Below are 14,188 nucleotides of genomic sequence, written 5' to 3' on the forward strand. Positions count from 1 at the left end.
CGGTTGACGGTGACCGCGTACCCGTGCGGGCACCGGGAAAAACCCGGCCGGGGGACCCGCGTCTCACCCGGCGGTTCCGACCCTAGTTCGCCGCCCGGGCGCCGAGGTGGCTCCGGTCAGCGTGTCGGCGCGGGGATCTCCTCGTAGACCTCGCCCACGGCCCCGGCCAGCAGCCGATCGGCCATCTCCTGCTTCAGCACTGTCAGCCGGGCCTCGTCGGCGGCGGTCCGCTCGGTTTTCCCGCCGAGCGCGATGAATTCGGCGGTGACGAATCCGGCGTCCCGCAGTCGCAGCGGCACCGTCCGGCCGCGATAGCTGAATTCCCAGACGTACCGGGCGAGAGTGGCGCCGCGCGAGGTCGCCGCCAGCTCCGGGTCGACGGTGTAGCGGCCTTCCGTCACGGCCCGCAGCGCCATTTCGACGGCGTCCCGCCCGCCCGGCCCGGGAAACGCGGTCCGGACCGTGACCTCGCGCCGTTCGACCTCGCCGAAAACCGCTACGGCGTGCCGCATGGCGCAGTAGGCGTGCGCGACGCCACCGGGGAACCCCGGTCCGTGGTATTTCATCAGGTCGGCGTACGAGATATGCACCGGGACACCGGTTTCGAGGACGGTCAGCATGGTTTCCTTCTTCCGGCGGTGGCCCAGTAGAGCGTCGAATAGAGGAGTTGGGTGGCACCCGGCATGAAACCGGAGCCGTGGTGATACACCGGGTCCATCGTGGTGACCAGCAGTCTGCCCGCAGTGGACGATTCATCGAGGTAGAGGATGGAACCGTCGCGGTCGCCGTTTTCGGTGTGCAGATCCACCAGGCTCACCGCACCGGCCGGGGGTTCCAGCACACCGTGGTAGTGCCAGACGACGGCCCGTGGCGCGAAGAATTCCCACGCGGGATGCTCGGGGGCCCGTAGCCGCAGCCGGTGGTCCTCGCCGGTGCGCCACCACCAGAACACGGTGGGCCGGCTTTCCTCCCGGACACCGGGCAACCACGTTCCTACGGCATTCTCACCGAAGACGAGCACGGTGGCGCCCCGGTCGAGCGCCGCGCCGATCGGGCCGGCCCACGGGCGGAGCAGGTCGGTGCGCAGCCGGTCGCTGACCACGATCACCTCGGCGTCGGCGAGTTCGGCGATCGCGCCGGTGCGCACATGGATACCGTGGATCCGGTAGGGCGCCAGCGCCGGATCGGCGAGGGTGGCCAGCTGGGCGTGGCTGCCGCCGTGCAGGAACGCGATCGTGGTGGCGGGTGTGCTCATGTTCCCGCCAGCCAGCGCAGGATCTGCCCGCGCATATGTCCGGTGCCGCGGGCGGCGGTGGCGAATTGCAGAAGATCGTTACCGCCGTGCACCAGTACGCGGCCGTCACCGAGCCGGTACTCGTAGTCGATCGGTGCCGCCGTGCGACCGATGGTGTGGACCACCCGGGACCCGACCGGAAGGTCGAGATAGCAGCCACGGCCGTAGAACCCGGCGACCCCGATCCGTTCCAGCTCCGCGAACGGCACCGGACCGGGCCTCCCGGTGTTGTACAGGAAGCGTTCCGGGTCGGTCCCGGCCCACACGGCGTGATCGCTCACCCTGGTCAGCGCCAGATCCGCGGGGTTGCGGAAGTCGAGTGTGCGCCACCGGGTGAGCCCGTCGAGGAAGATCCGCTGGACATGCCCGTTGACGAGCACCCGACCGCCGCGGGCGACGAAAGAGTCCAGCAGCGGACGCTGTTCGGTGAGGAATTCCTGATCGGCGTCACCGGTCAGGTAGATACCCGTCACTTCCCCGGTGCAGGCGGCCGGCAGATCGTAGAGGTCTATTTCGCGGAAGCCGTCCACGAACGCCGGGTCGCGGGCGGCCATCACCGCTTTCAGCACCGTCATGCGATCCCCCGCCCGAAATCGGGGACCGCCAGGCGTCTGGTCGCGCTGGGGGTTTCGACATCGGAGGTGACGATCGGGACGCCGTACATCTCGCTCAGCAGCGTGCCGGTGAGCAGTTCCCGGGTCGGGCCGATACGCCGGTCGTGCGCGTCGACCATCAGCATCGAGCGTTCGGCCACGTGCAGCGCGTGATCGGGGTGGTGGGTCGTCATGACGACCGACATCCCGTCGTCGGCAAGCGTCCGCAGCACCGCCAGCACCTGGGCCTGGTTGCGCAGGTCCAGCGCGGATGCGGGTTCGTCGAGCACGATGATGTCGCACTCGGACACCAGGGCCCGGGCGATCAGGACCAACTGGCGTTCGCCGCCGCTGAGTCCGGTGTACTCGCGGTCGGCGAGGTGGTCCGCACCCACCCGGCGCAGCGCTTCCCGCGCGGCGGCCCGATCGGCCGCCGTGGGGCTGCTGTAGATCTTCACCGTGCGGGCCCGGCCCATGAGCACGATATCGAGCACGGAGAACGCGAAGACCACCGAATGGCTCTGCGGCACATAACCGACCCGGCCCTTCGCCGCGACGGTCCCGGCGACCGGGCGCAGGAGCCCGGCCAGGCATTTGAGCATGGTGGTCTTGCCGCGGGCGTTGGGTCCGAGTACGGCCAGCACCTCGCCGTACTCGGCGCGCACCGAGACATTGCGGAAGATCCACGGCCGGTTGGCCGCATACCGGAACGAGAGTGCGCGGGCCTCAAGCATCGCTACCCCACAGCCGGGAACGGTTGCGGATCAGCAGGATCACGAAGAACGGGGCACCGATGATCGCGGTGAGGATTCCGATGGGGATCTCGGCGGTGGTCAGGCTCCGGGACAGGGTGTCGATCGCGGTGAGATACGCCGCGCCGAGCAGTGCGCTCACCGGCAGCACCCGCCGGTTGTCGGTGCCGACGAGCATGCGCACCAGATGCGGGACCACCAGGCCCACCCAGCCGATCACTCCGGCCACCGAGACCGACCCCGCGGTGATCAGGGCGACGCAGACCAGCAGCAGTGTCCGCATCCGGCGCGGCTCGATCCCGAGCGCGGTCGCGTCCTCGTCGCCCATGGCGAGGATGTTGAGCCGCCAGCGCAGCGCGAGCACCACTACACCCGCCAGCAGAATCGGCACGGCGGCGGTCAGCACCTTGGTATAGCTCGCGGTCGCCAGCGAACCCATCAGCCAGAAGACGATCGACGGCAGTTCACTGTAGGGATCGGCGATATAGGTGATGAACGAAACCATCGCCTGGAACATGGCGCCGACCACCGTGCCACCGAGAATGATCATCAGCAGCGGCGCCCCCGGCACCGCGCGGGCGATGGCGACCACGAGGGCCAGGGCCAGCACGCCGCCGGCGAAGGCCCCGCCCACCAGCGCGGCGCCGCCGAATCCGGCGAGCAGCACCAGCACCCCGCCGAACGACGCGCCCGACGACACACCGAGAACCTGCGCGCTGGCCAGCGGGTTGCGGAACACGGCCTGCATCACCGCGCCGGTGAGCGCCAGACCGGCCCCGAGCAGTATCGACAGCAGTACGCGGGGCAGTCGCACCTCGAGGATCACGGTCTGTTCCTGCGGATACCAGGTCTGTGCGAGCGGCAGGAACTGGCCGAGCAGGATACGCACGATCTCGTTCGGCGGCACGGTGTAGCGGCCGATCGCGAGCGCGGCGAGTGCCACCACCACGAGCACCGCGGTGAAGCCCAGGACCGGCACGGCGGTGTGGTCGAACACGGTGCGGCGGCGCGATACCGGGACCTCTGGTACCGCCGCGCGGTCAACGGCGGAACTGGTCATAACCCGCGGCACCGGAGTTCATATCGAAACGCAGCACCTGATCGATCTCGTCCTCGGAGAGGTCGTAGGCGAACAGATCGTCGAACGCGGCGCGTATATCATCGCGCAGGGCACCGTCGCGCGCTCCCGGGTACAGGATCCGGTGCATCCATTCCCACATCAGCGGGGATTCGGCGCTGGGCACCTGCCACCGATAGCCGCCGAGGGGTGTTTTGTAGACGCGCTTGTGCTGTACGGCGCTGACCCCGGCCAGCCGCGGGTCGGCGTAGATATCGGCGGGCGTGCTCTGGTCGAAACCACTGAGCATGATGACCTCGGGGTTCCAGGCCAGAATCTGTTCGGGGCCCACCTGGCCGGACTCGGAGGTGAATCCTTCGGTGACCAGTTCCGCGCCGACCAGGTCGAACTGGAATCCGTCGTAGCCCTTGGCGCTTGTCGTGCTGTAGGTGTCACCGGTGCGGGACAGGATCATCGCCCGCGGCCGGGGACCCGGCTGCGCCGCGACCTCGGCGCGCATCTCGGCCTGTTCGGCCCGCTGCCAGTCGACGAGTTGCTGCCCGCGTTCGGGCTTTCCGGCGATCTGCGCGAACAGGGTGATCCATGCCTCCAGATCCTCCTGCGTGCCGTACTCCAGGCCGACCACCGGGAAACCGGCGTTCTCGATCGGCGCGGTGACCTCGGAACCCCGGTCGCCCCACTGGATCACGACATCGGGGTCGAGTTGGAGCAGGGTTTCGGTATTCGGCACGAAATCGTTGCCCGCGACCACGGCGGATTCCGTGGACGCGGGGAACATGGTCGCGAACATGCCACCGCGGTTGGCCACCAGGGTCGACTGGTTGATGCCGACGATCCGGTCGTAACTCCGGTCGACCGCGGCGAAGATCGACGGAGCGGGCATGACGGCGAAGGCGACCTTGCCGGCCGGGCCGTCCAGCGTGACCGTTTCGCCGCGCTGGTCGACGACCGTCAGTGCGCCCGCCGCACCGGCGCCGGTGTCGGTCTGCTCGTCCCGGGACGAGCAGCCGGCGGTCAGGACCAGCGTCCCGATGGCCGCGGCGGCGACCCATCGCCGTGGCGGAAAGTTCCGCGTTCTCCGCCGTACCCGCGTATTCGTCGCCATGGGCGCTACCGTCCTGCCTGTGAAACCAACCTGAATCGCCTCAGGTTAGCCTTACCTACCTCACAGGTGTCAAGCAGGGTTGTTTCACTTGTGGGCGAGCGTGCTGGGCCACCACACCTTCGGGCCGACGACAGCGAACAGTGCCGGAATGACCACGGTACGCACCAGGAACGTATCCAGGACTATGCCGATACCGACGATGATCCCGAGTTGGGTGAGCGTGATCAGCGGTAGCACGCCGAGGACGCAGAACACGGCGGCGAGGACGATGCCCGCGCTGGTGATCACCGCACCCGTCGCCGAAACCGCGCGGACCATACCGCCCACGGTTCCGTGGCCGGGTGTCTCCTCACGGGCCCGGGTGACCAGGAAAATGGTGTAGTCGACGCCCAGGGCGACCAGGAAGAGGAACGCGAACAGCGGTGTCGTGGTGTCCAATGCCGGGAACCCGAACAGGTGTGTACCGACCAGGCTGCCCAGGCCCATGGCCGCCAGGGCGCTCAGTACGGTGACCGCGATGAGCAGCACCGCGGCGGGCAGGGCGCGCAGCAATGCCAGCAGCACCGCGAACACCACCGCCAGGATCAGCGGGATGACCAGGAACTGGTCGCGCCGTGCGGCGTCGCGGGTATCGAGGGCCTGCGCGTCGCTGCCGCCGACCAGCGCCGCCGTCGCGGGCTCGGCTGCCAGCGCCGAGCGCATCTGCTCGATCGTGCCGAAGGCCTGCGCGGATTCCGGTGCGGCATCCAGGGTGACCGTCCACCGGTCCGTACCCGCGTGACTACCGGCGGGGTTCGCGGCCGAGATCCCCGGTACCGTCGCCAGCGCCCGGCGCACCTGGTCCGCGGTGCCCGCACGGGCGAGCACGATCGTCGGATCCGAGGATCCGGACGGGAAATGCGCTGCCAGGGTGTCGAGTCCGTCGACCGATTCCGCCTGCACCCGGAACTGCTCGGTCTGCGACAGGCCGATGGACACACCGAGGAGTCCGGCGCAGCAGCCGAGCAATACCACGATCGCGGCCGACGATACGGCCACCGGCCGGGCGACGACCCGGGTCGCGATTCGATGCCAGAGGCCGTGGTCGGTGATGTCGTCGTCGCGCAGCCGGGGAACGAAGGGCCAGAACACGTTCCGGCCACACAGCGCCAGCGCCGGTGGTAGCGCCACCAGCACGAACACCACGGCGACCAGCAATCCGGCCGCGGCCATCAGACCCAGCGACCGGGTATTCGGCAGGGTCGCCAGCAACAGGGTGCACAGGGCGAGCACCACGGTGATATTGCTGGCCAGGATGGCGGGGCCGGCGCGGCGCACCGCCTCCCGCAGCGCGCGGCGATGATCGGCGTAGCGGTGCAGTTCGTCGCGATAGCGCGATACCAGCAGCAGGGCGTAATTCGTACCCGCACCGAACACCAGGACACTGGTGATACCCGACGTGGAGCCGTCGAAGCTCAGGCCGGTGAGGCCGGCGAGTGCGGTACCGACGCTGGTGGCGGTCCGGTCGGCGAGACCGATCACCAGCAGCGGCAGCAGCCACAGCACCGGGGACCGGTAGGTGACGATCAGCAGCAGGGCGACCACCAGCGCGGTGACCGCCAGCAGCGTCACGTCCGCGCCGGCGAACGAATCGGCGATATCGGCGCCGAAGGCGGGACCGCCGGTGATCTGCACGACCAGGCCGGGCGGAGTCCGCTGCGCCGCCGTGTCGCGGAGACGGCCGATCTCCTCGGTGAGGGCCTCGCCGCTGAGTTCGGCCGATACGGTGGCCCGGCCCAGCGCGGCTTTGCCGTCGGGCGCGACCACGAGTCCGGGGCCGGCTTCGTCCGTGCCCGTGATGGTCGCGACGGCCGCCTCGGCCGCCCGCGTATCCGCGTCGGTGAGCGTGCCGCCGTCGGCACGGCTGATCACCAGGATGACCGGTGCGTCGGCTCCCCCGGGAAATTCGGCCACTGCGGCTTTCACCTGCGCGGATTCCGATGACTCCGGGAGCGAGGACGGTGCCCGGCCGGCATCGTCATTGCTCCCGGCACCGAGAATCGCGCCGCAGGCCGCAGCGACGACGACGAGCAGAAGCCACCACGAACGGCGGCCGGTGACCAGTGCGGCATAACGCTCCCACGCATTCACCCGGCCGACTCTTTCAGAAACTGAAATAATCCGCAAACGGCGACTACACTCGGTGCGCTGACCGACCAGGGAAGGACACCCGAGCGTGACACCAGCAGGCGAGCCGGCCGAGACCGCGACGCGCGCAACCGCCGAGACCGCCGTTGCCACCGATATCCGCGCGCTCACCGCGATCTCCGAGCAGATCGCCCACCTCTTCGCACATTCCCATGCGTTGCGCAGCAACGATTTCCGGGCGTTGATGCATATCGCGACGGCCGACGCCGAAGGCCGCCCGCTCACGGCGGGGCAACTGCGCGATCTCATGGGTCTGTCGCCGGCCGCGATCACCTATCTGGTCGAACGGATGATCGCCTCGGGCCATATCGACCGCGAAACCGACCCGCGCGACCGCCGCCGCGTTCTCCTGCACTACTCCGAGCACGGGATGGCGGTGGCCGGCGAATTCTTCCACCCGCTCGGCCGGCGCACCCGCGCCGCCATGGCCGCCCTGCCGACCGACGATCTGCACGCCGCGCACCGGGTCCTGCAGGCGGTGGTCGCGGCCATGCGCGAGCACCACGGCACGCTGACCGGGGGCTCCGGCGACGATCGGGCCGGCTGATTGCGACGGTCGCGTGCGGGTATACCTGCCGCAGACAGGAGGTGTGTCATGCCGAAGGAATGGACCGACAAACAGGAACGGCAGTACGAGCACATCAAGGATTCGGCGCAGGATCGGGGCGCGGGTACCGGACGCGCCAAGGAGATCGCCGCCCGCACGGTCAACAAGAATCGCGCGCAATCCGGCCAGTCGAAAACCGCGAGCCGGTCGTCGACCCGCGATACCTCACCGCAGCGGCGCGGCGGCAAACGGTCGCACAGCAGCGGCCCCAAGGGGCAGACCCGCGACCAGCTGTACAACGAAGCCCGGCGCCGCGGTATCAAGGGCCGTTCCAAGATGAGCAAGGACGAACTCGCCGACGCGCTGGGCCGGTCGTAGCCCGTGAGCACCACCGCGCGCGGCTCCCGGCGGGCCGAGAAGCCCGTGGGAGCGGCGCAGTTCGTACCCGCCGAGGCCGATCTGGACACCGTCCGGGCGGCCGCGGCGGGTTGCCGCGGCTGCGACCTGTACCGCGACGCGACACAGACCGTTTTCGGCGAAGGCCCCGCGGACGCCCGGGTGGTGCTGGTCGGTGAGCAGCCCGGCGACCAGGAGGATACGGCCGGTCTGCCTTTCGTCGGGCCGGCCGGGCGGCTGCTGGACCGGGCGCTGGGCGAGGCGGGTTTCGACCGCGGTGAGGTCTATGTGACCAACGCGGTGAAACATTTCAAATTCGTCGAACGCGGGAAGCGCCGCATCCACAAGCAGCCGAGCCGCACCGAGGTGGTGGCGTGCTCGGCGTGGCTGGCCACCGAACTCGAGCTGGTGGCCCCGGAATTGGTGGTCTGCCTGGGCGCGGTCGCGGCCAAGGCGGTGCTCGGGCCGGCCACCACCGTCGGCGAACTGCGCGGACAGGTGGTGGACCGCGGCGATTACGGTGTCACCGCGACGGTGCACCCCTCGTCGGTGCTGCGCGCCCCCGACCGCAAGACCGCCTACGCGGAATTTCTCGACGACCTCGCCCATATCCGCGAAACCGCGCTGCGCTGACCTACTTGGGCCCGAGATCGAGCCGCCGGGTGACGCGGTCGACCAGATCGGGCGGCATACCTGGTTCGCGACGTGCGTCCATCGCCGCGCGCCGCCCGGCCTCCCGGAGTTCGGCTCTGACCCGTTTGACGGTCGCGGCCATCCGCTCACTCCGTTCGGCTTGGGCCCGTGCCTCTTCGCCGGCCGCTTCCGGGTCGGCACGGGCCGTCCGCTGCCGCACTCCTTCCCGCAGGCGCTCGTACAGTTCGTCCGGTATGTCCTCGGCCTCGGCGAGTTCCTTCAGGCGCGCCAGTTCCGCATCGACCACCCGCTCCCACAACCGGCGTTCCAGCCGGCGTTCGGCCCGGGTATCGGCGTGCACGCCGGTGAGCCGGACGATCAGCGGCAATGTGGGACCTTGTACCAGCAGCGTGAACAGGACCACGGTGAACGCGGTGAACAGGATCTGGGTGCGGCCGGGGAAATCGGCGCCCGCTTCGGTGAGCAGGGGGATGGCCAGCGCCAGCGCGACGCTCGCCACCCCGCGCATACCGGTCCACCAGGTGACCACGGTTTCCCGCCAGGTGTACGGTTCGTCGGCCTCGTCGTCGTGCCACCGTTTGCCGCGCAACCACAGGGTGAGCATGAGCCAGGCCAGCCGTAGGCCCACGACAACGGCCAGGACCGCGCCGGCGCCGCCGACCAGTTGCGGCCATTCGTCACCGGTCGCCGCGAGCACGGCACTGAGTTCCAGGCCGATCAGCCCGAAGGCGAATCCGCTGATCAGCAGTTCGGTGATATCCCAGAACGAATCGCCGACCACCCGGTAGCCGGTATCGCCGAATTCGGTGGCGGCGTCGGTCAGGTAGAGCGCGCAGATCAGCACCGCCAGTACGCCCGACCCACCCCACGATTCGGCGAACCCGTAGGCGGCGAACGGCAACAGCAGGCTCAGCGCCACCTGCCAGGTCGGCTCGGCGAGCCGGCGGGTGAGTTTGCTGCCCACCAGTCCCAGCGCCAATCCGACGGCCACGGCGACCACCGCCGAGACCACGAATTCGAGGCCCGCGTGCGCGGCGGAGAAATGCCCGGTCACCACCGCTTGGACCGCGACGGAGTAGACGACGATCGCGGTGACATCGTTGAACAGGCCTTCCCCGCCGAGCACCACCACCAGCCGCCGCGGTAAGCCGAGCCGGCCGGCCAGAGCCGTCGCCGCGACGGGGTCCGGCGGGGCCACGATGGCACCGAGCACCACCGCCGCGGCCAGCGGCAGCGCGGGATACCAGGCGTGGAACACCGCGGCGACCGCCGCCGCGGTGGCGAGCACCAGACCCACCGCCCGCAGCACGATGGGTTCCCAGTTCTCGGCGAACTGCCGCCAGGAGGTCCGTCGTGCGGCAGCGTAGAGCAGCGGGGGCAGGACCAGCGGCAGGATCAGATCCGGTGGCACCCGGACCGTGGGCACGAACGGCAGCAGCGCGAGTAGGCAGCCGAACAGGGTCATCAGCACCGCGGAGGCCACGCCGATCCGGCGGCCCACTGCCTCGGCGAGAACCGCGGCGAACAGGATGACGAACGTCAGCACCAACTGATCCATGACCGATCAGTCTGCGGCTCCGGGCACGCGCAAGGCCGCAGCGGCGCCGAAACCGGCATCCGGCGTGGCGTGTCCCGATCTCGGCTCCCGACCTGGACGGACGCCGGAACAGTATGCCCGGCAGGCTATTTCACGGCAACCGCGGAACTCGCCGTTTCCTTGGCCTTGCGAACGAATTCGAGGCACACTCTAGGTATCAGAGGTCGACGCGGCCGATCGGACGCGGGGGCGAGGGGCAGAGATGAGAATCAGGCCGCGGCAACAACTGCTGGATCTGTGGCAGGCCGTACTCGCCTGCTCCTACCGCGACGAGACGTGGATTTGGGGTGGACGGGACGGGTCGAATTCGATCAGCGACGCCGAGCAGCTGCTGTGCCTGCTGTATCCGGCCACCGAACTCGGCACCTTCGCCGTGGACCAACCCAACGATATGGCCACCGATACCCGGCTCGCCCTCGAACCGTTCGGCGAGGAAACCCGGATCGGTGGTGTTCTGGTCGGCCTGCTCGAGGACTATCTCCAGCGCTACACCGGGCCCGGCGGCGAACCGCTCTTCGCCGCCGGCAGCTATCTGCACACCGCCGACGACCGGCCGCTCACCGAGCAACAGCGCGACCTCGAGGTGGTCGACTCGTATTCGATGTCGTTGAGCCTGTGTATCGCGGCGCTCCGCTTCCTGCGCGGCTACCAGCGCTTCGTCAGCGGTGAGGTCCGCCGGGAGGCCCGTCTGCTCAGCGAGCGGATACCGCAGGTGATCGACGCCGTGGGTCTGCGGCTCACCGCGGCGATGGCCGGCTTGGTGCGCAGCTTCGTGATCCACACACCGGAGCCGAAATCCGAGGCCGGACAGGCCATCCTGCACATGATCAACCAGAACCACGCACCGGCCGACGAGGTGATCGGCCGGCTGTCGGCCCGGCTGGAACGGTTGCGCGTGCAGGCGGCGAACGAGGTCCGCCTCAGCCAGGCCAGCGAGGTGGATGTCGCCGACGACAAGCGACTCTTCGAATGCGGCTGGGGCTGGGGTATCGTCCGCACCGCCGAACCCATCGAATTCGTCCCGGGCCGGGTCGGCCGGGCCCAAGGACACGCCGAACCCCGTCCCTACCTGTATTTCACGGCTGTGGCGCTGGACGGCATCAGCGATCTGTCCTCCCAGCGCATCCGGGAACTCGATCTGCTCACCGACGACCAGCGCAAACTCGCCGACGCACTGCAGCTGCGATTCGAACTCGCCCGCAACTACTGGGCGACGGTGGCCCAGTTCGGCAGCGGCCGGTGGCCGCTCGAGGACATTCCGTGGCGCACCTCCGACGGTGAGGAATCGGACTATTTCAGCCTCACGGTCACCGCGATGCTCATCCAGGACCTCGTCTACCGGGACAGCACCGAGGATCTCGCGCGGACGGTCGCCGTATTCGACCAGCTGGCCCGCCGGGGCCGGATCACCAGCCGGCTCACCGCCGGTGACGCCGCCGCAGTCCTGCACTATCCCGGGGTCCGGCTGGGGCTCTCCGGTAGCGAGGACGTCAGCGGCGGATCCCCACTGCACTGGTACGTGCCCGATTTCGTGACGATGATGCTGAAACGCTGTCTGCAGGCCGCCCGGTTGCGCACCGATGTCGCCACCCGCGACCAGCTGATGGCCCTCGCCGAAGCGGCCATGGACCATCTGGATCGGCGGGTCGTGCGGGAGGGAGCGTACGCCGGGCTGTGGGACGATCCGGTCGCCCTGCTCGGTCCCGCGGCGGCGGCACCCGCGGGGCCGTCCTGGTTCGTCACCGAACGGGTGATGGAATGCCTGGTGATCGCCTACGACACCTTCCGCGAACCACCGCTGGCCCCGGTCAGCATGGTCGCCCGCGCCATAGACCTGATGAGCGAGGCGGAGCATCTGCTCAATCAGGAAGAACTCGAGGTGGAAGGCGACGACCTGACCCCGAAACAGGCCGCGGTCAACCGTATCCGGCAGTCGCTGGACCGGGCCCGCACGGTTCTGCGTGAGCGCCCGGGCACCGCCTACAGCCTGGCGACCCAGGCCCTGATCCAGCTCGACGAACTGGCGTACGCACGCCAGGATGCGACGCGGTGAGGCGGGGTAGGTGCTGATCTTCTCCACGTCCGACAAGGGTGGCACCGGACGCTCGGTGACCAGTTGTAATCTTGCCTACCGGCTGTGCGCGGCCGGCCGCAACGTCGCCTATGTCGACTTCGATTTCGGCTCCCCCACCGCCGGCGCGCTCTTCGAGATCAGCGCGGTCGAACGCGGTATCGCCGACGGCGGGGTGCACTCCTACCTGCTCGGGGAGAGCGGAACGGTGTCCCGGGTCGATGTGGGCACGGCCACCGACCGCGCCGAACTCAAGCGGATCGGCCCCCGCTCCGGACGGCTCGTCCTGTTCCCCGGGGACGAGGGCGGCGCCGAATTCCTGACCTCCAGCGATGCCGTGGTGACGCGCTGCGCGGAACTGCTGGTCGCGCTGGAGCAGGAGTTCCGGGTGGTGTTCGTCGATCTCAGCGCGGGCCGCTCGGTCGCGCTCGAGCTCGCGCTGCAGGCCACCGGACTCCCGCAGCTGCGCCGCCGAACTTCCCGCTGGCTGATCTTCCATCGCTGGACCCGCCAGCACATCCTGGCCGCGGCCGGACTCGTGCACGGCCCGCACGGCCTGTTGCAGACCGGTGCGGTGTGCGGGCACGATCCCGAAGAGTTGCTCGGTTCGACCCGCTACGTACGCACCGCCGTCCCGGCCGCCCATTCGCAGCCGACCGCCCAGCGGGCGGCCCAGGCCGCCTGGTTGCAGGAACAGGATGTGGCGCTGCGCCGGCTGGCCACCGCGAACGGGCTCGGCTCCACAGCGGTTCTGGGCGCCACCCCCATGGAACCGGTGCTGCAGTGGCGCGAGCAGTTGATCCTCGACAGCGATGTCAACGCCCATATCGCCAATCCCGAAACCGCGCTGGCCTACACCGAGCTGGCCCGCCGGCTCGTCGATATCGCCACGTGGGAGCGGCTGTGATACGGGACGGTCAGGCCTACAGCGAGGCCACCGAACAACCGTGGATCGAGCCGGTACCGCTATCGCATCTGTCGATCGAGGTCGGTCATTTCTATCTCAACGACATCATCGGCGACCCCGACCGGGTGCGTGCCGAGTTCCGCCGCATCGTCCCGCTGGTGTCGGCGTTCGTCGAATCGGCCCGGGTCCGATTCGGTCCCGGCGTCCGGGTCAGCACCTGCTATCTCATCGACGACTATTTCCAGCCCGATACCGATCCCGCCGAAGTGCTCGGCAAATTGCTCGGCGCCGCCGCCGAATCCGGTTTGACCATCGACTATCTCGCCCGCGAGTCCGGATGCTGGCAGGCCTCGCCGTTCGCCGACGGGGTGCCGGCGGGCGAGCCGATTCCTGTCGCGGAAATGGTGGCCGCACGCATCGTCGCCGAACCGTCGCCCCCGGATACCGGGAGACGCCCGCCCACTGCGGAATCGGGCTGGTTGTGCAACGGCCGCCGCTCCTCCGATCACGAACAGGCGCAGGCCATGCGCAGCCGTGCCTATCAGCCGCCGGAGGAATTCGGCCGACGCGAGCATTCGATCTTCCTCGATGTGCAACTGTGGAGCAATCACGTCGTGGCGGGGCGCACGGTGACCCGGTGGTCGTGCCCGTTCCTGGCCGCGGTGTGGCATCTGCTGCGCCTCGGGATGTTGCGCTACCACGGGGCCGCGATCGCGAAGCCCCAGCAGTGGCATGGTGAACCCTGGCCACGTCGCTGGCACGAGGTTCCACCGGTGATACAACTCGAGCCGGGCGCGGCGCCGTTCGCGGCCTATCAGACGCTGTCGATGCTGCCGAAACGCTACATCGGTATCGAGCACGCGGTGCGGCTGGTCCTCGACCATCTGGATCTCGACGACGATGTGGTCGAACAGACCATCGCCGCGGGCGCTGCCGAAGAAGTCCCGGTAACCGTAGCGCGCAAGATCAGCGAGCGGCTCTCGCACCTACTGCTCGACGGGTCCTGA

Annotated in this window: 14 protein-coding genes; 6 read left to right on the forward strand and 8 right to left on the reverse strand. The window is 69.2% G+C overall.

All coding sequences use genetic code 11. The features are described from left to right. Positions 1–116: 116 nt before the first annotated feature. From ACQEVO_RS16650 to ACQEVO_RS16680, 7 genes are all read right to left on the reverse strand, one after another. Positions 117–620, reverse strand: a complete 504-nt coding sequence (locus tag ACQEVO_RS16650; RefSeq protein WP_432914010.1) for a hypothetical protein — start codon at positions 618–620, stop codon at positions 117–119. Then, the gene (locus tag ACQEVO_RS16655; protein ID WP_432914013.1) at positions 614–1,255 is read right to left on the reverse strand and encodes a hypothetical protein; all 642 of its coding nucleotides are present in this window, start codon (positions 1,253–1,255) and stop codon (positions 614–616) included. Before ACQEVO_RS16655 ends, ACQEVO_RS16650 begins: the two co-directional genes overlap by 7 nt. Then, on the reverse strand, positions 1,252–1,869 hold the full coding sequence (locus tag ACQEVO_RS16660; protein ID WP_432914016.1) for a hypothetical protein: 618 nt from the start codon (positions 1,867–1,869) through the stop codon (positions 1,252–1,254). The genes ACQEVO_RS16655 and ACQEVO_RS16660 overlap by 4 nt, the downstream gene beginning before the upstream one ends. Further along, complete coding sequence (locus ACQEVO_RS16665) at positions 1,866–2,621, reverse strand: ABC transporter ATP-binding protein (RefSeq protein WP_432914019.1); 756 nt, start codon at positions 2,619–2,621, stop codon at positions 1,866–1,868. The genes ACQEVO_RS16660 and ACQEVO_RS16665 overlap by 4 nt, the downstream gene beginning before the upstream one ends. After that, the gene (locus tag ACQEVO_RS16670; RefSeq protein WP_432914022.1) at positions 2,614–3,699 is read right to left on the reverse strand and encodes a FecCD family ABC transporter permease; all 1,086 of its coding nucleotides are present in this window, start codon (positions 3,697–3,699) and stop codon (positions 2,614–2,616) included. Before ACQEVO_RS16670 ends, ACQEVO_RS16665 begins: the two co-directional genes overlap by 8 nt. Further along, positions 3,680–4,822, reverse strand: a complete 1,143-nt coding sequence (locus ACQEVO_RS16675) for an ABC transporter substrate-binding protein (protein WP_432914025.1) — start codon at positions 4,820–4,822, stop codon at positions 3,680–3,682. Before ACQEVO_RS16675 ends, ACQEVO_RS16670 begins: the two co-directional genes overlap by 20 nt. A gap of 84 nt (positions 4,823–4,906) precedes the next feature. Further along, complete coding sequence (locus ACQEVO_RS16680; RefSeq protein ID WP_432914028.1) at positions 4,907–6,952, reverse strand: MMPL family transporter; 2,046 nt, start codon at positions 6,950–6,952, stop codon at positions 4,907–4,909. Between the two features lie 85 nt (positions 6,953–7,037). Here ACQEVO_RS16680 and ACQEVO_RS16685 point away from each other — a divergent pair, with 85 nt between their 5' ends. From ACQEVO_RS16685 to ACQEVO_RS16695, 3 genes are read left to right on the forward strand one after another with little or no spacing between them, the layout of a single operon-like run. Beyond that, positions 7,038–7,556 (forward strand): MarR family winged helix-turn-helix transcriptional regulator, encoded by a 519-nt coding sequence (locus ACQEVO_RS16685; RefSeq protein ID WP_432914031.1) that lies wholly within the window; start codon positions 7,038–7,040, stop codon positions 7,554–7,556. 48 nt (positions 7,557–7,604) lie between these two features. Then, entirely contained in the window at positions 7,605–7,934 is a 330-nt protein-coding gene (locus ACQEVO_RS16690) for a plasmid stabilization protein (RefSeq protein WP_432914034.1), read from the forward strand. Positions 7,935–7,937: 3 nt separating this feature from the next. After that, positions 7,938–8,585, forward strand: a complete 648-nt coding sequence (locus tag ACQEVO_RS16695; RefSeq protein WP_432914037.1) for a UdgX family uracil-DNA binding protein — start codon at positions 7,938–7,940, stop codon at positions 8,583–8,585. 1 nt (position 8,586) lies between these two features. Here the strand turns inward: ACQEVO_RS16695 and ACQEVO_RS16700 are convergent, their stop codons facing one another. Beyond that, positions 8,587–10,164, reverse strand: coding sequence for a Na+/H+ antiporter (locus ACQEVO_RS16700; protein ID WP_432914040.1), 1,578 nt, complete (start codon positions 10,162–10,164; stop codon positions 8,587–8,589). 241 nt (positions 10,165–10,405) lie between these two features. On the opposite strand from ACQEVO_RS16700, the gene ACQEVO_RS16705 reads away from it, so the two are divergent. Genes ACQEVO_RS16705 through ACQEVO_RS16715 form a run of 3 tightly spaced genes read left to right on the forward strand, consistent with a single transcriptional unit; the run spans position 10,406 to position 14,188 of the window. Then, positions 10,406–12,256, forward strand: a complete 1,851-nt coding sequence (locus ACQEVO_RS16705) for an SCO2524 family protein (RefSeq protein ID WP_432914042.1) — start codon at positions 10,406–10,408, stop codon at positions 12,254–12,256. A 10-nt stretch (positions 12,257–12,266) separates the two neighbouring features. Then, the gene (locus ACQEVO_RS16710) at positions 12,267–13,181 is read left to right on the forward strand and encodes an SCO2523 family variant P-loop protein (protein ID WP_432914045.1); all 915 of its coding nucleotides are present in this window, start codon (positions 12,267–12,269) and stop codon (positions 13,179–13,181) included. After that, positions 13,178–14,188, forward strand: coding sequence for an SCO2522 family protein (locus ACQEVO_RS16715; protein WP_432914049.1), 1,011 nt, complete (start codon positions 13,178–13,180; stop codon positions 14,186–14,188). Before ACQEVO_RS16710 ends, ACQEVO_RS16715 begins: the two co-directional genes overlap by 4 nt.

Origin of the sequence: Nocardia sp. CA-290969, assembly GCF_050936135.1 — a bacterium.
Lineage (GTDB): Bacteria > Actinomycetota > Actinomycetes > Mycobacteriales > Mycobacteriaceae > Nocardia.